This is a genomic window from Streptomyces ziwulingensis (assembly GCF_039542605.1).
In the GTDB taxonomy this organism is placed as follows: Bacteria; Actinomycetota; Actinomycetes; order Streptomycetales; family Streptomycetaceae; genus Streptomyces; species Streptomyces ziwulingensis.
The window spans coordinates 78086-94659 of record NZ_BAABIG010000024.1 but is presented as its reverse complement, the minus strand read 5'-3'; the positions used below and the strand labels follow the sequence as shown (position 1 = coordinate 94659).

Below are 16574 nucleotides of genomic sequence, written 5' to 3'. Positions count from 1 at the left end.
CCGCCGGGCCGGTGACGGACCCGTCCCCGTCCCTCCGGCCACGCCCCCTCCGCGACCGGCTCCCGGACAGCCCTCCGGCCCCACCGGCGCGCCCGCACCGCCGGCAACTCCACCGCCGCAACCGCCACCCCGACGCCCCCACGCCGTATCCGGCCCACCCCACTCGGCCGAAGGACTCGTGCCCATGGACCGATCGAACCTCTCCCACCCCCATGCCGCCCCGCCGCCGCCCTGCCCGCCCGACCGCACCGGACGGCTGCGGCTCCCCGCCCGGCTCGCCGCGGACCTCGGCTACGACGCCGTGGGCCTGCCCCGCGAGCACGGTGAACGGATGCTGCACAGCCTGCCGCGGGTGGGCTGCGTCTTCGCCGACGACCGGCGCTGGTGGTGGATCGTCCCCTCCGGCTCGCAGATCGGCGTCGAGTGGCCGCCCACCGCCCGCTACGCCGTGGGCGCCCGCCTCACCGACCCGTCCTGGACCCGCACCCAGGGCGCGAGACCGGAAGCGCAACGCCCCGGCCTGCTCCACGCGCCCCGGGCCGGCTCCCCGTACACCCCTCCCCTTCCGCTCTACTTCCTCACCTGCCGCCTCGCCGGCAGCGCCCCGCGCTGGACACTCACCGCCGGCTGAGCCCGGCTACCGCCGCCGTACCGTCATCAGCAGCGTCCTGGGCCGTACGGTGGCCCGGGCCACCGGCCGTACCGTCCGGCCCGGGGCGAGTTCGAGCCGTACCCGCCGCAGGATCGTCGCGACGGCCGTGACCAGTTCGGTGAGCGCGAAGCGTTCCCCGATGCACTTGTGCCGGCCCGCGCCGAACGGCAGGAACGCCTGCGGTGTGTACGCCCTGGCCTGGGAGTCGTCCAGCCAGCGGTCCGGGTCGAAGTGCTCGGGGGCCGGGAAGAGCGCCGGGTCGCGGTGGAGGGCGTGCTGGCAGTACGCCAGCTCCGTGCCGGCGGGCACCGACCACTGCCCGAGCCGGGTCTCGGTGACCGTACGGCGGGTGACCAGCCAGCCGGTGTGGTGCAGCCGCAGCGTCTCCTGGACGACCCGGTCCAGGTAGGGGAGCCGGGTGAGGTCGCCGAAGGTGATCGGCCGGCCGCCGAGGACCTCGTCGAGTTCCGCCAGCACGCGCCGCTCGACCCCGGGATGGCGGGCCAGCTCGTACAGCACCCAGGAGAGCACCGAGGCGGTGGTCTCGGTGCCGGCCACCGCCAGGGTGAGGATCTCGGAGCAGATCTGGTGCCCGGACAAGGGGCGGCCGGTCTCCTCGTCCGTGGTGCGCAGCAGCAGGGAGAGCATGTCGCCGGTGTCGTGCCCGGACGCCTCCAGCTCGCCCACGGCCCGCTCGACGGTGGCCCGCACGGCGTCACGGGCCGCGAGGAAGCGCCGGTTGACCGGCAGCGGCAGGCGTTCGAACCAGTCGGGCAGCATGACGCGCGCGCCGACGCCGTTCATCACCACCGACAGGTCCGCGCGCAGCCGGCGGAAGGTCGTCTCGTCCAGGCTCCCGGAGAACACCGTCTTGGCCAGCATGTCGAGGGAGAGCCCCACCATCGCCTCCCGGACGTCGAGCGGACGGCCGGGCGTCCAGTCGTCGACGACGGCGTCCGTCTCGGCGCGCATGGTGTCGACGTAGCGGGCGATCTCGGGCGGGGCGAAGGCCGGCTGGAGCTGGCGGCGTTTGCGTACGTGTTCCTGCCCCGCGGCGGTGACCACGGAGTCGCCCAGCAACTGCCCCATCTTCTCGAAGAAGCGGCCCTTGTCGAGGCTGGGGCCGAGGTCGGTCAGCATGGTGCGGACCAGGGCGGGGTCCTGGACGATCAGGGTGCGGGTGCCGGGCTGGAGGGTGATCTCGACCAGCGGGCCGTACCTGGTGCGCAGTGAGGCGATGAAGCCGAGGTTGTCGCGCAGGAGCTGTATCGCGTGACCCAGCAGCGGCACCGAGCCCGCTGCTCTGGGGATGGGGGGAGGCGCTGTGGGCGGCACGGAGTGAGGCTCCCTTTCGAATCGGACACCGAGCTGATCATGAGCGCCTTGAGGCTTCCCGGAATGTTCCCTTCCGCAATCGCTCTTCGGACGTGGTCTATGCCACTGGGAGCCGGGTTTGCGGACCGCGCGCCGGTGGCAGCGACCGTGACGGCCGCCCCGCGTCTCGTGGGTCATGGGTACGCTCAAAGAGTGACAAAAGGGCGGCTCGGGTGGGCGTCCTGAACGGGTTCATCCTCCGGAGAGACGTATGTTCCGCAAGCGCCCCGCACCGGGCGGCGACGAGCTGCTCGCCAGGCTCGGTTCGCTGACCACTCAGGCGCGCCGCCACGCGGAGCTGCAGCGGTCGCGGGTGGAGCTGGCCGTCGCCCTCCAGCGCGGCATGCTCCCCGGCGACATGCCCACCGTTCCCGGCATCCACCTGGCCGTCCGCTACGCGCCCGCTTTCTCCGGGCTCAACGTGGGCGGGGACTGGTACGACGCCTTCGTCCTGCCCGACGGCCGGGTGGGACTGTCCGTCGGCGACGTCCAGGGCCACACCATCGACGCGGCGGCGTTCATGGGACAGGTCCGGGTGGGCCTGCGGGCCATGGCCGCCGTCACCAGCGACCCCGGCGACCTGCTCGCCCGGACCAACGACCTGCTCCTCTCGCTGGGCGGCGACCTCTTCGCCACCTGCACCTTCATGCGGCTCGACCCGGCCACCGGGATCGTGGAGAGCGCGCGGGCCGGACACACCCCGTGCGTCTGGGCGACGGCGGACGGCAGGTCCGGGGTGTCCAAGGACGAGGGCGGCCCGCCGCTCGGCGTCCTGGAGGGCATGGACTATCCGGTCACCCGCTACCGGCTCACCACGGGCGGCGTCTTCGTGCTGCTCACCGACGGTGTCGTGGAGGGACCCGCGCTCCCCATCGAGGAGGGGCTCGACCAGGTCGTGCGGCTGGCCGGCATCGCCGCGGTCGCGGGCCTGGAGGCCGGTTCGCTGGCCGCCGCGGTGATCAAGAACGCGGAGCGGGTGGGACACGAGGACGACGCGGCCGTCCTGGTCGTGGGCCACGACGGGAGGGACGGACCCGGCAGGCCCGGAACGCCGTAGACCCGCCCGGTCCGCCCGGTCCGGCGGAGGCAGTACGGCCGCGAGGGGCGGCGCGGAGTGCGGCGGCGCTCGCGTGGCCGCCCCCGCCGTGCCGGTGTCTGATGGCTGTCGTGGTGGTGGGAATCCGTGGTTGGCCGCGACCAGTCGTCCTCGTCCTGGAGACGCTGGGTGTCGCGGCCTGCTACTACGCGGCGGGGCGGCTCGGACTGATCCGCCGGCTCGTCGTGGGGGACGCGGTGGTGACCCCCATCTGGCCGCCCACCGGCGTCGCCCTCGCCTTCCTGCTGATCCTCGGGGTACGCGCGGTCCCCGGCATCGCGCTGGGCGCGCTGTCCGTCGTCGGCTCCCTCGCGGTACTGCGCCTCTCCGTGCTCGGCATTCTGCTCGGCAACACCGCCGCCCCCTTCCTCGCCTACCTCATGCTGCGCCGGGCCGGGTTCCGCACGGAACTGGGCCGGGTGCGCGACGGGCTCTGCCTGGTCTTCCTGGGCGCCCTCACGGGCATGCTGGTCAGCGCCACGGTCGGCGTCGGGGTCCTCGCCCTGTCCGGCAAGGTCGACACCGACGGCCTGCTGCCGGTCTGGCTGGCCTGGTGGGTGGGCGACGCCATGGGGGTCGTCATCGTCACGCCGCTGCTCCTCCTGCTCCACCGGGCCCGCCGGGCCCCTCCCCGTGCCACCCGGTGGCCGGAGGCCCTGGCGCTCGCGGCCGTCGCCTGCTGCCTGGTGACGCCGGCCGCGCTCAGCTCCCTGAGCCTGCTGTTCCTGGTCTACCCCCTCGTGATCTGGGCGGCGCTCCGGTTCGAACTGGCCGGCAGCATGCTGTGCGCCCTGCTCGCCTCCGTCCTGGCCGGCTTCGCGGCGACCGAGCGGACCGGGGCGTTCGCGGGGCTGACCGACGTCCAGACCATGATGAAGCTGCAGGCGTTCAACGGGACCATGGCCCTGACCGCGCTCCTGCTGTCCGCGCTGATCACCGAGCAGCGCGACACCAGGCGCTCCATCGCCCGCGCCTGCCAGGAACTGGTCGAGGCGCTGGACCACCTGACCGCGGGGGAGTCCCCGCCCAGGCGACCGCCCGGCGGCGACGGCCGGCCACCGTGAGAGCGGAGCCGCCGTGACCGCGGGCCGCCGCGACCGGCACGCCCGCGAGGAGCCCGAGGGCGCGCCGGTCATTGCTTCGCGGGGTCCTGGGTAGGCGCGTCCGGTAGCACGGCATCCCCCCACCAGTACAGGAGCAAGTCGGTCCATGGCGTACGCACCCGATCCCTCGGCCCTCGACACCTCGACGGAGCAGGCGCTCGCGATGCCGGACTGGGCCCGCGACCACACCGAGGCGCTGATCGGGATACCCCTGCGCATCGTCCTCATCGTCATCGGCGTGGCCCTGGTCCGGGTACTCGCCAAGCGCGCCATCACCCGCGTCGTGCAGCGCATCCTGGAACCCGCCGGCCCCGCGCGGGAGCCGGCCCGCCGGAGCGGCCGGGGCCCGGCCGTCCTGCACCGCGACCGCTCGCGCGTGCGCGAGCGGCGGGAACAGCGGGCGAAGACCATCGGCTCGGTCCTCAGCAGCATCGTCTCGATCGTGCTCTTCGCGGTCGCCGTCGCCCTCGTGCTCGACCAGGTCGGCATCGCCCTCGGACCGCTGCTGGCCAGTGCCGGCGTGGTCGGCCTCGCCATCGGCTTCGGCGCGCAGAGCCTGGTGGCCGACTACCTCTCCGGCATGCTCATCATGATCGAGGACCAGTACGGCGTCGGGGACTCCGTCGACCTCGGGGAGGCCGTCGGCGACGTCGAGCACGTCGGTCTGCGCCTGACCCACGTCCGGGATCTCAACGGCGGCCTGTGGCACATCCGCAACGGCGAGATCGCGCGGGTGCGCAACGACAGCCAGGAGTGGGCCCGCGCCGTACTCGACGTCGCGGTGGCCTACGACTCCGACCTCGACGAGGTCTACCGGGTGCTGGAGGAGGCCGGGCGGTCGCTGCGGGAGAACCCGGCCTTCACCGGCGTCCTGCTGGAGGAGCCCTCGGTGTGGGGTGTGCAGTCGCTGGACGCGGACGCCGTCGTGGTGCGTCTGGCGGTGAAGACGGTGCCGCTCCAGCAGTGGAGCGTCACCCGGGAGCTGCGCCGCCGTGTCAAGGAGGCCCTGGACGCGGCCGGCATCGACATCCCGTTCCCGCAGCGCACCCTGTGGCTGCGCAAGGAGGACGACGCGGACAGCGCCCCGTCGTTGCTCCGATGAGGGGGTGTCACCCCCCGCACGGCGTGGCTTTCGGGTGATCATGGGCGCGGTCGCGGGACGAAGTGCGCGGACGCGGGACAGCATGGCGACGTCCAACCACTTCGAGATATGGAGACACGCATGCGTATGCGTACGTTCGTGGCCGCGGGTCTGCTCGCCCTGTCGGCCGCCGCGATGGGTGCCGGTACCGCCAGTGCGTCGGACAACCCGCAGGGGTTCGAGCTGGAGAGCGGCTTCTTCGAGCACCGCGCCAGGGGCGAGTTCATGAACGTCGGCGGCGAGAACGGCGTCACCTGGGCGGCCAAGGCCGAGCAGCACCGCGGCGGTGGGCTGGAGATCGAGTCCGGCCACTGACACCTCCCCGCGACCAGCCGGACATCGAGGCCGGGCCCGGACCGCAGCGCGGTCCGGGCCCGGCCTTCGCGCGTGACAGTTCCCCGCGACGTAGCGGAATAATCGCCTCCGGCAGGTGGGCCGGCGCGGAACCGTCCACCCCGCTCCCCGGAAGCGGATTCAGGGGCTGTTGGTGCGAGTTCCGGCGCGAAGATTACTGGTGGGGTCGGTCGTCGCCATGTAGCGTCATGGGCAGATGTCGTGGTTGGCCCGTACCTGCCCGCGCCGAGGTGCGGGCGTTTCGCTGTGCAGTGCCTGAAGACCAAGACGATCACCTCCGGGTCCGCGCGGTGCGGATCCGACACCGGCCGAAAGGGCAAAGGCATGGCCAGCGGTACCGTCAAGTGGTTCAACTCGGAAAAGGGCTTCGGCTTCATCGCGCAGGACGGCGGCGGTCCTGACGTCTTCGCGCACTACTCGAACATCAACGCCAGCGGTTACCGCGAGCTCCAGGAGGGCCAGGCGGTCACCTTCGACATCACGCAGGGCCAGAAGGGCCCGCAGGCGGAGAACATCACCCCCGCCTGACCGGGCGGCAGGCCGACGCACGGTGTTCCGGGAGCGCTCGCTCCCCGGGCGCCGTGCGTCGCCGTTTTCCCCGGCGTACGCCCCCGCGCGCGCCGGGCGCACACCGCCATGAGCGGCCGGCGCACCCGGACCGCGTGGGCAGGGGTGTACCCCGCCGCAGACCGTCGCCACGTTTTGCACACGCCATAGGCACATCTCGGCCATCGCGGGGTACCCGTGGGCCGAGAGGAGGCGGCCGCCCGGACGTCGTGGCCGTGTCGAACGTGAACGAACAGGGCTCTGAGACGCGCCGGTGGCCGAAACGGACGCCGGCCCTCGGGCGCCGACGCGGTCCGCGGCCGGCCGGCGCGCCGCGCGCCGGGACGGCTCAGGCCGTACGGTCGTCGCTCTGGCGGCTGTCGCCGTGGATCCTCGTCGCCGCCGCGTCGCGGAACGCCTCCAGTCCGGTCAGCAGCGCGGTGCGCTCGGCGGCGGGCATCAGGGCCAGTACCGACCGCACCTCCCGCTCCCTGCGCAGCCGCAGGTCGGCGAGGAAGGCGCGACCCGGGCCGCTGAGCCGCAGGCTCACCTCGCGCCGGTCGGCCGGACTCGTCACCCGCTCGATGAAACCCGCGGCCTGGAGCCGGTCGCACAGACGGCTGGTGGAGGGCGGCGTGGAGGCCAGGGAATCGGCGAGGGTACGCAGATTGATCCCCCCGTGGTGTTCGAGGATGAGCAGGACACGCAACTGGGACGCGGAGGCGGGCGCGGTCGAAGCCCGGCCCCACAGGACCTCCAGCAGCTCCGCGACCGTCGCGGTCACGCGGGCGACCTCGTCGGGTTCCGGGCGGGGACGGAAAGCGGTCACAGTCACACTTTCGCAGGCTCTGGGACGTCCGCCAGCCTACTAGGGTCTGTCGTCACGTTCCCGTCGGCCTCCCGCCCGGCGGCCGGGCCCGGCGCGGCCCGGCGACGCGGCCCCGGGCCGGTCGCCGCCCGGCTGCCGCCCGGTGCACAATTTCGTCAAGTGGTCAGGTGAAGGACAGGTGTACTCACTCCCGTGAACAGATTCGTGACCGCGGTACGCGCCCTGCGTGCGGCGGCCCCCCACGAGTTGCTCGACGCCCTGCGCCGGGTGCTCGCCGAGCAGTACGCGGCCCGGTCGGTCGAGCTGCTCATGGCCGACTACGGCCTGACGGTGCTGCAGCCGGTCTCCGTGCTGCCGCACACCCTGGAGCCCGTCTCCGTGCACAACAGCCCAGCGGGGCGGGCCTTCGGCGCGCAGGAGCCGTTCGTGACGGACGCGCCGGACAACTGTGCCGAGGTGCACCTGCCGGTCACCGTGCGCGGCGACCGGCAGGGGGTGCTCTCCGTGGTCCTGCCGGCCGGGGAACACCTGCGCGACCGGCTGGACGAACTCGCGGAGATCGCCGAGGCGCTCGCCCACGAACTGGTCGTGGCCGAGCGCGACACCGACCTGTACATGCAGGCGCGCCGCAAGGACCGCCTCACCCTGGCCGCGGAGATGCAGTGGCAGTTGCTGCCCGGCCGCTCCTCGTCGCGCCCCGAGTACGAACTCGGCGCCCAACTGGAACCCGCCTACGCGACCTTCGGCGACAACTACGACTGGTCGGTGACGGCCGACACCCTCTCGCTGTACGTCACCAACGGCATGGGCGAGGGCGCGGAGGCGTCGCTGCTGACCAACCTCGCCATCAACGCCCTGCGCAACGCGCGGCGGGCCGGCCTCCCGCTCGCCGAGCAGGCCTGCCTGGCCGACCAGGCGATCTACGCCCACTACCAGGGCCGCCGCTATCTCTCCGTGCTCATGTTCGACTTCGAACTCGCCACCGGACGGGTCCGCGCGGTGGACGCCGGATCCCCCCGGCTGCTGCGGCTGCGCGACGGCCGCGTGGAGCGGATCGACTTCGAGGCGCAACTGCCGCTGGGCATGTTCGAGGAGACGGACTACGTCATACAGGAGTTCCAGGTCCGGCCGGGCGACCGCCTCGTCTCGGTCAGCGACGGGGTCTACGGGGTCCACTCGCCCGGCGGCGAGGCGTACGGGGACTCCGCGCTCACACGGGCCGTCCACTCCACCCGCCTGCTGCCCGCCGCGGAGGTCCCGCGCGCCGTCCTGCGCGAACTGACCGGCCACCGCGGCCGGTCCGCGCCGGACGACGACGCCCTCGTCGTCTGCCTCGACTGGCACGGACGCTGACCTCGGCCCGGCCGGCCCCGGCGCGCGGAGCCCGTGTTGTTCACGGCGTCCGACCGGGGCTAATGTTTGTCATACAGCAATAATTTGTCGGGGCGGTACGACCGACGGCGGCCATGGGAGCCGCGCGGAGGAGACGATGCGGGTGTCGCAGCAGGACGCGGTGGACGGGCGGCGTGGGTGACGGCCGCCTTCGGCCCGGCGCCCGCGGCCCCCGAGCCGGTCACGGAGCCGATCACCGCGCCGATCGGCTCGGACGTGGATCTCACCTGGGTCCGGCAGCGGGTCCGCAAGGTCTCCGCCGAGGCCGGTTTCGGCCTGGTCCAGCAGACGAAACTGGTCACCGCGGCCAGCGAACTGGCCCGCAACACCCTCCTCCACGGCGGCGGGGGGCACCTGGAGATCGCCCTGCTGCACCGCGGGCGGGCCCGCGGCGTGCGGCTCGTGTTCACCGACGAGGGCCCCGGCATCCCCGACGTGGACCAGGCCATGACGGACGGCTGGAGCACCGGCGGCGGACTGGGCCTCGGGCTGAGCGGCGCGAAGCGGCTGGTGCACGACTTCACGCTGGAGACCGCTCCCGGCCGGGGCACGACCATCACCGTCGTCGCCTGGGAGCCGGCCCCGGCCGGTCTGTGACCGGCAGCCCGCGGCGCGGCCGCGGGAACCGGCCGGGACCACCGCTCACCCCTCGTCGGCCGCCGGGGCCCGGGCGGGCCGCGTACGGCGCGTGGCGGCCAGGGACGCCAGACCGCGGCCAAGGGCCGCCCGGTCACCGGGGTCCAGCTCCGCCAGGGCGGACGCCAGCGCCCGGGTCCGCCGCTCGGCCACCTCCCGCAGCACCCGCCGCCCCTGGCCGGTGAGGCTCAGCCGCACCTCGCGACGGTCGTGCGGGTGCAGCTCCCGCTCCAGCATCCCCGCGGCCACCAGCCGGTCGCAGAGCCGGCTCGCCGTGGGCAGTCCGATCTCCAGCCGCCCGGCCATGGCGGTGAGGTTCAGCCCCGGTTGCGCCTCCAGCACCCGCAGCGCCCGCAACTGGTGCGGGGAGAGCCGCAGGGCCGCCTGCTGCGCCGCCAGTGACCACAGTTCCGTGAGGCCCTCCACGGCGTCGGCGATCTCTCTCGCCACCGACTGCGGATCGGCGCCCGGCCGCCGCGTCGGTACGTCGCCGGGACCGTTCGGAGGGATCACGAGATCATCACTTTGCGCGAACCCCAGGCCGTACAGGTGCCACCGTCATGCAGACGCTGTACCCGGAGCCCTCCGGCGCAAGCGGCACCGGCCCGTAACGATCCGTATGCCGTACCGGCGTACGCGGGTCAGTACGGACGGTCGCCGGTGATGGCGACGCGCTCGGCGACGCGCCGCCGAGTGCCGTAGTCGTTCACGGCGTAGTGCTGGGTGGCGCGGTTGTCCCAGAAGGCGATGTCGCCGGGCTGCCAGCGGAATCGCACCTGGTACTCGGGGACGTGCGCCTGCTGGAAGAGGAGCCGCAGCAGCCGGTCGCTCTCGTCGCGGTCCATACCGGTGATGTGCGTGGTGAAGGAGGTGTTGACGAACAGCGTCCGCCGGCCGGTGTCCGGGTGCCTGCGGACGACGGGGTGCTCCACGGGCGGGAACAGGTCCTGGAACGGGGCGAGCCGCTCGGGGCCGTAGAAGCGGTCGAAACCGGGGATGAAGTCGTGCACGGCACGCGCCCCGTCGATGCGGTCCCGCACCGCCCGCGGGAGGTTGTCGTAGGCGGCGGCCATGTCCGCCCACAGGGTGTCCCCGCCGAACGGCGGCACCTCCCGCAGTTGCAGGACGGCGCCCAGCGCGGGGCGTTCACGGAAGGTGACGTCGGTGTGCCAGACGTTCTCGAAGGTCGGGGCCGCGGCGCCGCCCTTGTCGAAGCGGACCACGTCCTCGCGGGAGCCGGTGGCCAGCAGCGGATTGGTCTCCAGCTCGCCCCAGTTGCGGGCGAACGCGCGCTGCTGGTCGGGTGCGAGGTGCTGGGAGCGGAAGAAGAGGACCTTCCACTCCAGCAGCGCCCGGTCGAGTTCCCCGCGCAGGGCCTCGGTGAGCGGGCGCGACAGGTCCACGCCGCGGATCTCGGCGCCGATCGTGCGCGCCTGCGGGACGATGTCGAACAGCGTGTAGGGCCGTTCCTCCCAGCCCTCGGGGAGCCGGCGCAGCAGGCGCGGTCCCTCGTGGAGGCCGTCCTCGGGAGTGCGTGCGGCCCGCAGCAGCGCGGCGGGACCGGAAACGGTGGCGGTCATGGGGTCCTCTCCTTCGACCCGGTCTCCGCGGGCCGTATGGGATGCGGTGGGGCGGCTGCCCGCTCACAGCGCGGCGGCGCGGACGTCCGGGACGGACGGCGGCGGGAGGAGAGGGAGAACAGGCTCCGTGCCGCCCGCCGCCCCGAGGAAGCGCCGACGCGCTGGAGGAGGGGTGCGGCGAGCGGAAAGGCTCGGCGGCGGTCAGCCGGTCAACGGCCGGAGCGCTCGCACCCGGTACGACAGGGGCGACAGGAGAGCCCCGTGATCGAGTCGTACCAGGCGGTGGTCATGGACCGATTGTGTGATCACCGGTCCGCCGCTGTCAATCGATCCGCCGCCCGGATGCGGGACCCGGAGCTGTCACCGGCGGCCCCCGGCGGTCCGGGAGAGGCGGTCCGGGGAGCGCGCGGGGCGGCGGCTACTCCGGCGGAGTGGGGGTGTCGGCGTTGCGGTACATCGCCTGCACGTCCAGTTCCAGTTGCACGGTCGGACCGACCACCGCGATGCCGCGCGCCAGCATGGACCGCCAGTTGAGGGTGTAGTCCTCGCGGTGCAGCTCCGCCGTCGCCAGGGCCGCGCAGCGCAGCTCCTCGCCGTAGCCGCCGTTGACCGTGCCCAGGTAGGTGGTCTCCAGCCCGACCGAGCGGCTCACCCCGTGCATGCTGAGCGTCCCGTGCAGGACCCACTTGCTCCCGCCCCGGTAGGCGAAGCGCGAGCTGACGAAGTCGATGTACGGGTAGTGCTCCACGTCGAGGAAGTCGGCCGACCGCAGGTGGTTGTCGCGCGTGGTGTTGCCCGTGGTGAGGCTGGCGGCGTCGATCCGGACCTGGACCCGGGTGTCGGACATGTCCGGGGCCATGTGGATGGCGCCGTCGAAGCGTTCGAAGCGGCCGTGCACATGGGCCATGCCGACGTGTTTCGCGATGAACCGGATCGCGGTGTGCGGCGGGTCGAAGAGCCAGGTGCCGGTGGGCGGCAGCGCGAGCTGCCGGGCCGGCTGGAGCCGGACCACACCCGGGACGGGGCCGCTGCCACCGGTGACCTCGACGGTCTCGCGGTGCGGTTCCAGACCCTCGGCGACTATCAGCATGCTGTAGCGCCCGGGCGGCAGGGCGGCCATGAAGAGGCCGAAGGGGTCGGTGGCGCCGCGCGCGAGGACCTGGTGGGTGTCGAGCGCCGTGACCGTGACGTCGGCACCGGCCAAGGGCTGGTCCACCGGGTCCAGAACCGTACGGCCGACTCCGCCGGCGCCGGCCGGGAGGGGGAGGACGAATCCCGCGGGAGCCTTGGTGTTCCTACGGCGTCGGAGCAGCCCGAGGGCCATGTGTGCACCTTTCGTGGGGGTGGGCGGGTTGCGGTGCTCCGCGCATATGGTGTGCACAGGCAACGCCCCGGGGCAGGATACGACAGTCGGCGGGTCGCGATCATGGGGGCCGGGGCGGTGGTCACGAGTGCCCCGGTACGACACGGCCGACCCCGGGGGCTGCGACAAGGGCTACGGCGGTGGCCGGTCACCGGAGCCTGGCCGATACGCTGAGACCGTCCCGGCGGCGTCGGCTCACTCCTTCCAGCGGCCTTCCCAGTCGCACACGACTTCTTCACCTCGCGTTCGCTCACGCGTCTGCGGCGGGCACGGGAGGGCGGCGCCGGCAGCCCTCGGGAGCCTTGTCGTGCCGGAATCGGGATCGGTCGTCGCCGACGCCGTCGTGGAGGACCCGGTCCTGGCCGAGTTGTGCTGCCGCCGGGTCGCCCGGCGTCGCGCGGCGCTGATCACGGCCCTGTACTCGTATAGCTACGGCGAACGGACATGTAGCGCTGAGTGACTACACAGGGCTGTGGTCACGCTGTTGAAGGGCGGCGAAGTCGGCGTGTGCCGACTCGACTGCCTCCGGGTACGTCTGGGTCTTCTCCCGCTCCGTCTCCGCCATCGCGGCGAAGAAGCCGAACAGCGGCTTGCCGGGGCCGGTGGGGTCGTAGTGCCGGGCAGCGGCCCGGCGAGCATCTCCAGCACCAGGCCGTGCTCGGTCAATGGTCCGCGAGGGCAGTGAGCTCCGCCGCGTCCCGTCCAAGTCACTTCATCTCGAACACGGTGAAGATGACCCGGCAGTGCGGGGCATGGGCTTTGACCTCGCGGGCGGTCCTCAGTGCCCCCTCGAACTGCGGGCGGACCTTGATCCGGGTGCTGATCTTCTCGCTGAAGATCTTGTCTCTGCTGATCCCGTGCTTGGCGAGCGTGTCCAGCCGCGAGTCGAGCTCCTGGCTGAGGTGTGAGCACCGGGCGTACCCGATGCGGATGTCCGCACTCGGCAGACTGGGATCGACGGCCGCGGGAACCGACTTGCCGGGACGCCAGGGCTGCCCCGGCCCTCGGTTGGCCGGGGCCGGCACCCGCAGTTCCTTCGCCAGCTTCGGCACCTTGGTGAAGCGGCCGGTGTGGTAGGCACTCGTGACTGCCCCGCTGCGCGAGCGGCACGGCGAGCCCGGGGCGGCCTCGCACTTCGGGCACGGATGGCGTTCGACGAGGTCGGCTTCGGACTCTGGTCCGGCGAAGGGGCCTTGAAGGGCCGTCATGGGCCCTGATTTTCGCACAACGCAAGTCTCAGAACCCCTCCCCGGTCACCTTTGCGTGCGAACGGGTTCTGAGAGCCGATTCGCTTCTCGGTGGCCTCCGTCGGACCCTTTTTGATCTTGCTCGGGCAAAGGGTTGTTCATGAGAACGACTCCATGCCTCGACCTCGGTGTAGAGCGCGCGGGGTCTGGTGAGCGATCGAGCGGTGTACCGATGCTGACGCGGTGGTGGCCTTCGCGCGGGAAGGATGGGGCCGCGGCTGATCTCGGTGTACGCCGATTGTCAGAGACGGCTGGCAGTATCGCCGCCGTGAACATCATCCGTACCACCCCACCACGGCCGATCGACGTGGCCGCGGTCTTCCCGCGACTGGCCCCGCTGGCACGCACGACAACCCGACTGCATCCCCGCCCCGGCTCTCCGTCGCCGTACGACAGTTCGGTCGGCGGGCCGCTGCTGTGGCCGGCCGATCAGCCTTGGCTGTACTGCGACAAGTGGCACGAGGGTCCGGTCTCTCCCCTTCTGCCAGTGGCGCAGCTGTACGTGCGTGACGTGCCCCTGCTGCGGCCTCCCGGACGGACCGATCTGCTCCAGGTGTTGTGGTGTCCCTCGGAGCACCCGCCGGAGCACAAGCCTACGACCGAGCTGTTCTGGCGCACCGCCGCCGACGTCACCCACGTCCTCGCCTCGCCGCCCAAACCGACCGAGGCGCAGTACGGCTACACGCCGGAGCCGTGCGTGCTCGCACCGGAGCAAGTCACCGAGTACCCCAACATTCTGGAGCTGGACAAGGACCTGCAGCAGCAACTGGGCGACTGGAGCGCGTGGCAGGCAGCCGGCGTCGAGATAGATGACTCCTACGAGGCCGCTCCGGAGGAGTTCTACTCCGACGAGCTGTCCGAAGCCCCCGGCTGGAAGGTCGGTGGCTGGCCGCCATGGGGCCTCACCGATCCCATCGCCCGGTTCTGCATCAACTGTGCCGCCGCGATGAGCCCGTTGCTGACCATCGCCTCGGATGAATGTCGTGACTACAGAAGGGGTTGGGTCCCGAACGAGGAGCAGGCCATCGCCGTGATCGACAACGACGTTGTGTCGAACCCGCCCGGTATCCAGGTCTCCGACGCGAATAATCTGCAGCTCTACTTCTGCCCGAAGTGCTATACGCATACCGGCCTGATCCAATAGGCCATTGCTGGAGTCCCCACGACGGCCGGGGCGTGTGGCTCTTCCAATAGCCCGGCCACTCAGTATGTTGCTGGGCGCTGAGGCGTCCCGGCGACATCGTCTTGCTCACGGCTCCGACCAGGATCGGCAGTCCGGGTGTCACGCTGGGGTCTCGGCTGCCTCGACGTGCGGGGTGCGTGGGCCGGGCACCGTCGCCCGGATGGACAGGTCCAAGTCGAGGCGGCTGTTCATGTCCAGCTCGAACCGGCCGTACGGATTCACGTGCGTCCAGAACCGCGGTGACAGCGCCCGCCGGTCCGCGTCGGGCAGCTTGTCCGCCCACTTCGGATCGGCCAGGACCTCCTGCGTCAGCAGCGTGTTGACGTGCACCAGCGCGGACTGGAGCAGGTGCAGCGCGAGCATGCTGACCTCCTGGGACTCCTTGTCGGCCCCGGCCAGGTCGCCGTCCTTGCCGTAGAAGACGTCCTTGTTCGCGGAGTTCCAGTTCTCGACCACCTGGAGCCCTTCGTGGATCTCCTGGCGCATCTCGACGTCGGCGAGGTAGTCGCACACGAACGCCGTACGCACCGCCCGCCCGAGTTCCTCGATCGCCTGGTACGTATGTTCTTCAGCCGGGGCATCAACTTGAAGTCCAGCATGTGGGCGAAGGCGAAGCCGACGATGGACGCACCGTGGGTGTCGGTGTACTGCCGGTCCACCTCCATGTCGGTGCAGTGCCGCAGCACCCCCTCGATCATCGAGGCGACCTCGGAGGCCGAACAGCTCTTGAGCTGGGAGCAGATACAGACCGACTTCCGCTCCACATGCCAATAGATCATCACCCCGGGGCCCCGGTAGCGCTGATGCCACTCGGTCATCAGGTTCGAGGACCAGGCGCCGAACTTGCGGCTGTCGGAGGCGCACGCGGTGCCGGTGCCGACCACATCTCGTCCCGGACTGCGAAAGTGGCGTTCACCAGCTTGCGCAGGGCCGCACGCATGTCTCTCTGGTGGCCACCGAGGTGAACTCGGCGATGAAGTCCGTGTCGAACGCGGCGTACTTCAAGATGTCCAGGAGGTCGATGGTGCCCCAGCGCCGCTCGATCTCTCCCTTGACGGCGACCAGGGACTCCGGCTCCTCCTGCTTCGCCCGAGGGGAAACCCTGATCCACGGCTCGCCGTGCTTCTTCACGATCGCCACCCCGCCCGTCGTGCCCTGCGCCAGCGCACCCTCGAAGCGGTCCAGCGAGGTGCGGAGCCTGCCTTGCAGGGCGGCGATGAACGCCCGGGCGTCCTGCGGCTGGCCCAAAGCGGCGTAGTGCACGTCCCGGTTGTCCTCGAAGTCGGCGGGCAGGTCGTCCTCCGGGTTGCGCCACCGGTTCGCCCCCACCACCCAGATCTCCCTCCGGCGCACCGCGTCCCGCAGCGCGACCAGCACGCACAGCTCGTACGGGACGCGCTCGACCCGCCCCGTGTCGTCCACCACCGCCGCCCGCCACTGATCCGGCACCACCCCCGCCAACGGCACGCTCTCCGCCGGATCGAAGAACGCCCCCTCCTTCAACGGCTGCTCCAGGTAGCGCTGAAGCAGGTCGATCGCGTCCATCACCGGCCGGTACGCGGTGTTGTTGCACTTCAGCTCCAGCGCGCCCAGCAGCGGCGAGAGCATCCGCCGCCAGTGCGCCGAGTACGACGAGCGCAGCACCGTACGGACCCGCGCCTTGTAGCGGGCCTCGTTCGCCGCGGCCTCCGCCGCCGGCGCCGTCAGCGTCTTCTCCCCGCCGACCACCGGGTAGATCACCCGTCGTACCGTGCCGGACGGCTCGGACAGTGCCGCCTCGGCGACCCGCAGCAGCATGCCCTCCTTGCCCCGGATCTTCTTCAGCTCGGCGTTCAGCTCATTGTCGACCTTCCGCTCCGCCCTCGTGTTGATCTTCAGGACGAGCTGGATGAACAGGTCCACCAGCGAGTCGGTGATCTCCGTCTGCCGCCCATGGCACAACGCGGCCAGCAGCGTCAGCCGCCGGGCATGCTTCATCCGCTCCAGGTTCGCCGGGTACTCCTTCGAAGCCCGCGCCCGCCACGCGTCCACCAGCTTCTCCGACACGTCCGCGAACAGGTCCGCGGGCAGCTCCAACG

General features: G+C 71.9%; 18 protein-coding genes and 1 pseudogene. 10 read left to right on the top strand and 9 right to left on the bottom strand.

Annotated elements, in window-relative coordinates; genetic code table 11:
* The first annotated feature begins 184 nt into the window (after positions 1–184).
* Entirely contained in the window at positions 185–631 is a 447-nt protein-coding gene (locus ABEB00_RS14135; protein ID WP_345619900.1) for a hypothetical protein, read from the top strand.
* A 6-nt stretch (positions 632–637) separates the two neighbouring features.
* On the opposite strand, the gene ABEB00_RS14130 is transcribed toward ABEB00_RS14135, so the two are convergent.
* Positions 638–1942: a cytochrome P450 gene (locus ABEB00_RS14130; RefSeq protein WP_345619899.1), complete on the bottom strand. Its 1305-nt coding sequence runs from the start codon at positions 1940–1942 to the stop codon at positions 638–640.
* Positions 1943–2237: 295 nt separating this feature from the next.
* Here ABEB00_RS14130 and ABEB00_RS14125 point away from each other — a divergent pair, with 295 nt between their 5' ends.
* From ABEB00_RS14125 to ABEB00_RS14105, 5 genes are all read left to right on the top strand, one after another.
* Positions 2238–3083, top strand: coding sequence for a PP2C family protein-serine/threonine phosphatase (locus ABEB00_RS14125; protein ID WP_345619898.1), 846 nt, complete (start codon positions 2238–2240; stop codon positions 3081–3083).
* Between the two features lie 101 nt (positions 3084–3184).
* Positions 3185–4186 carry an MASE1 domain-containing protein gene (locus ABEB00_RS14120; RefSeq protein ID WP_425586485.1) on the top strand — a complete coding sequence of 334 codons (1002 nt, stop codon included), beginning with the start codon at positions 3185–3187 and terminating at the stop codon, positions 4184–4186.
* 145 nt (positions 4187–4331) lie between these two features.
* Positions 4332–5327 (top strand): mechanosensitive ion channel family protein, encoded by a 996-nt coding sequence (locus ABEB00_RS14115; RefSeq protein ID WP_345619897.1) that lies wholly within the window; start codon positions 4332–4334, stop codon positions 5325–5327.
* 120 nt (positions 5328–5447) lie between these two features.
* The gene (locus ABEB00_RS14110; protein ID WP_345619896.1) at positions 5448–5681 is read left to right on the top strand and encodes a hypothetical protein; all 234 of its coding nucleotides are present in this window, start codon (positions 5448–5450) and stop codon (positions 5679–5681) included.
* Between the two features lie 363 nt (positions 5682–6044).
* Positions 6045–6248, top strand: a complete 204-nt coding sequence (locus ABEB00_RS14105; RefSeq protein ID WP_028964611.1) for a cold-shock protein — start codon at positions 6045–6047, stop codon at positions 6246–6248.
* A 367-nt stretch (positions 6249–6615) separates the two neighbouring features.
* Here ABEB00_RS14105 and ABEB00_RS14100 read toward each other — a convergent pair whose 3' ends face one another.
* Positions 6616–7101: a MarR family winged helix-turn-helix transcriptional regulator gene (locus ABEB00_RS14100; protein WP_345619895.1), complete on the bottom strand. Its 486-nt coding sequence runs from the start codon at positions 7099–7101 to the stop codon at positions 6616–6618.
* Positions 7102–7287: 186 nt separating this feature from the next.
* Between ABEB00_RS14100 and ABEB00_RS14095 the strand changes: the two genes are divergently transcribed.
* Both ABEB00_RS14095 and ABEB00_RS14090 read left to right on the top strand, forming a co-directional pair.
* Positions 7288–8448 (top strand): PP2C family protein-serine/threonine phosphatase, encoded by a 1161-nt coding sequence (locus tag ABEB00_RS14095; protein ID WP_345619894.1) that lies wholly within the window; start codon positions 7288–7290, stop codon positions 8446–8448.
* A 231-nt stretch (positions 8449–8679) separates the two neighbouring features.
* On the top strand, positions 8680–9084 hold the full coding sequence (locus ABEB00_RS14090; RefSeq protein WP_345620047.1) for an anti-sigma regulatory factor: 405 nt from the start codon (positions 8680–8682) through the stop codon (positions 9082–9084).
* Positions 9085–9129: 45 nt separating this feature from the next.
* Here the strand turns inward: ABEB00_RS14090 and ABEB00_RS14085 are convergent, their stop codons facing one another.
* From ABEB00_RS14085 to ABEB00_RS14075, 3 genes are all read right to left on the bottom strand, one after another.
* Positions 9130–9633 carry a MarR family winged helix-turn-helix transcriptional regulator gene (locus ABEB00_RS14085; RefSeq protein ID WP_425586491.1) on the bottom strand — a complete coding sequence of 168 codons (504 nt, stop codon included), beginning with the start codon at positions 9631–9633 and terminating at the stop codon, positions 9130–9132.
* A gap of 131 nt (positions 9634–9764) precedes the next feature.
* Positions 9765–10703 (bottom strand): TauD/TfdA dioxygenase family protein, encoded by a 939-nt coding sequence (locus ABEB00_RS14080; RefSeq protein ID WP_345619891.1) that lies wholly within the window; start codon positions 10701–10703, stop codon positions 9765–9767.
* A gap of 418 nt (positions 10704–11121) precedes the next feature.
* Positions 11122–12027 (bottom strand): YceI family protein, encoded by a 906-nt coding sequence (locus ABEB00_RS14075; protein WP_345619889.1) that lies wholly within the window; start codon positions 12025–12027, stop codon positions 11122–11124.
* Positions 12028–12373: 346 nt separating this feature from the next.
* Here ABEB00_RS14075 and ABEB00_RS14070 point away from each other — a divergent pair, with 346 nt between their 5' ends.
* Positions 12374–12526, top strand: coding sequence for a hypothetical protein (locus tag ABEB00_RS14070; RefSeq protein WP_345619887.1), 153 nt, complete (start codon positions 12374–12376; stop codon positions 12524–12526).
* A 247-nt stretch (positions 12527–12773) separates the two neighbouring features.
* On the opposite strand, the gene ABEB00_RS14065 is transcribed toward ABEB00_RS14070, so the two are convergent.
* Positions 12774–13274 carry a zinc finger domain-containing protein gene (locus ABEB00_RS14065; RefSeq protein WP_345619886.1) on the bottom strand — a complete coding sequence of 167 codons (501 nt, stop codon included), beginning with the start codon at positions 13272–13274 and terminating at the stop codon, positions 12774–12776.
* Between the two features lie 313 nt (positions 13275–13587).
* Here ABEB00_RS14065 and ABEB00_RS14060 point away from each other — a divergent pair, with 313 nt between their 5' ends.
* Positions 13588–14457 carry a hypothetical protein gene (locus ABEB00_RS14060; protein WP_345620046.1) on the top strand — a complete coding sequence of 290 codons (870 nt, stop codon included), beginning with the start codon at positions 13588–13590 and terminating at the stop codon, positions 14455–14457.
* A 138-nt stretch (positions 14458–14595) separates the two neighbouring features.
* Here the strand turns inward: ABEB00_RS14060 and ABEB00_RS14055 are convergent, their stop codons facing one another.
* The 3 genes and pseudogenes from ABEB00_RS14055 to ABEB00_RS14045 form a co-directional block, all read right to left on the bottom strand.
* Positions 14596–15024 (bottom strand): Tn3 family transposase, encoded by a 429-nt coding sequence (locus ABEB00_RS14055; RefSeq protein ID WP_345619884.1) that lies wholly within the window; start codon positions 15022–15024, stop codon positions 14596–14598.
* A 108-nt stretch (positions 15025–15132) separates the two neighbouring features.
* Positions 15133–15380 (bottom strand): annotated as a pseudogene (locus ABEB00_RS14050) (Tn3 family transposase); the annotation flags it as partial.
* 28 nt (positions 15381–15408) lie between these two features.
* Complete coding sequence (locus ABEB00_RS14045; RefSeq protein WP_345619883.1) at positions 15409–16572, bottom strand: hypothetical protein; 1164 nt, start codon at positions 16570–16572, stop codon at positions 15409–15411.
* Positions 16573–16574 lie beyond the last annotated feature (2 nt).

Coding starts and splice junctions, on each gene's coding strand:
- ABEB00_RS14120 (WP_425586485.1), top strand. CDS start 3,185: ATGGCTGTCGTGGTGGTGGGAATCCGTGGTTGGCCGCGACCAGTCGTC.
- ABEB00_RS14080 (WP_345619891.1), bottom strand. CDS start 10,703: ATGACCGCCACCGTTTCCGGTCCCGCCGCGCTGCTGCGGGCCGCACGC.
- ABEB00_RS14115 (WP_345619897.1), top strand. CDS start 4,332: ATGGCGTACGCACCCGATCCCTCGGCCCTCGACACCTCGACGGAGCAG.
- ABEB00_RS14135 (WP_345619900.1), top strand. CDS start 185: ATGGACCGATCGAACCTCTCCCACCCCCATGCCGCCCCGCCGCCGCCC.
- ABEB00_RS14065 (WP_345619886.1), bottom strand. CDS start 13,274: ATGACGGCCCTTCAAGGCCCCTTCGCCGGACCAGAGTCCGAAGCCGAC.
- ABEB00_RS14125 (WP_345619898.1), top strand. CDS start 2,238: ATGTTCCGCAAGCGCCCCGCACCGGGCGGCGACGAGCTGCTCGCCAGG.
- ABEB00_RS14110 (WP_345619896.1), top strand. CDS start 5,448: ATGCGTATGCGTACGTTCGTGGCCGCGGGTCTGCTCGCCCTGTCGGCC.
- ABEB00_RS14105 (WP_028964611.1), top strand. CDS start 6,045: ATGGCCAGCGGTACCGTCAAGTGGTTCAACTCGGAAAAGGGCTTCGGC.
- ABEB00_RS14075 (WP_345619889.1), bottom strand. CDS start 12,027: ATGGCCCTCGGGCTGCTCCGACGCCGTAGGAACACCAAGGCTCCCGCG.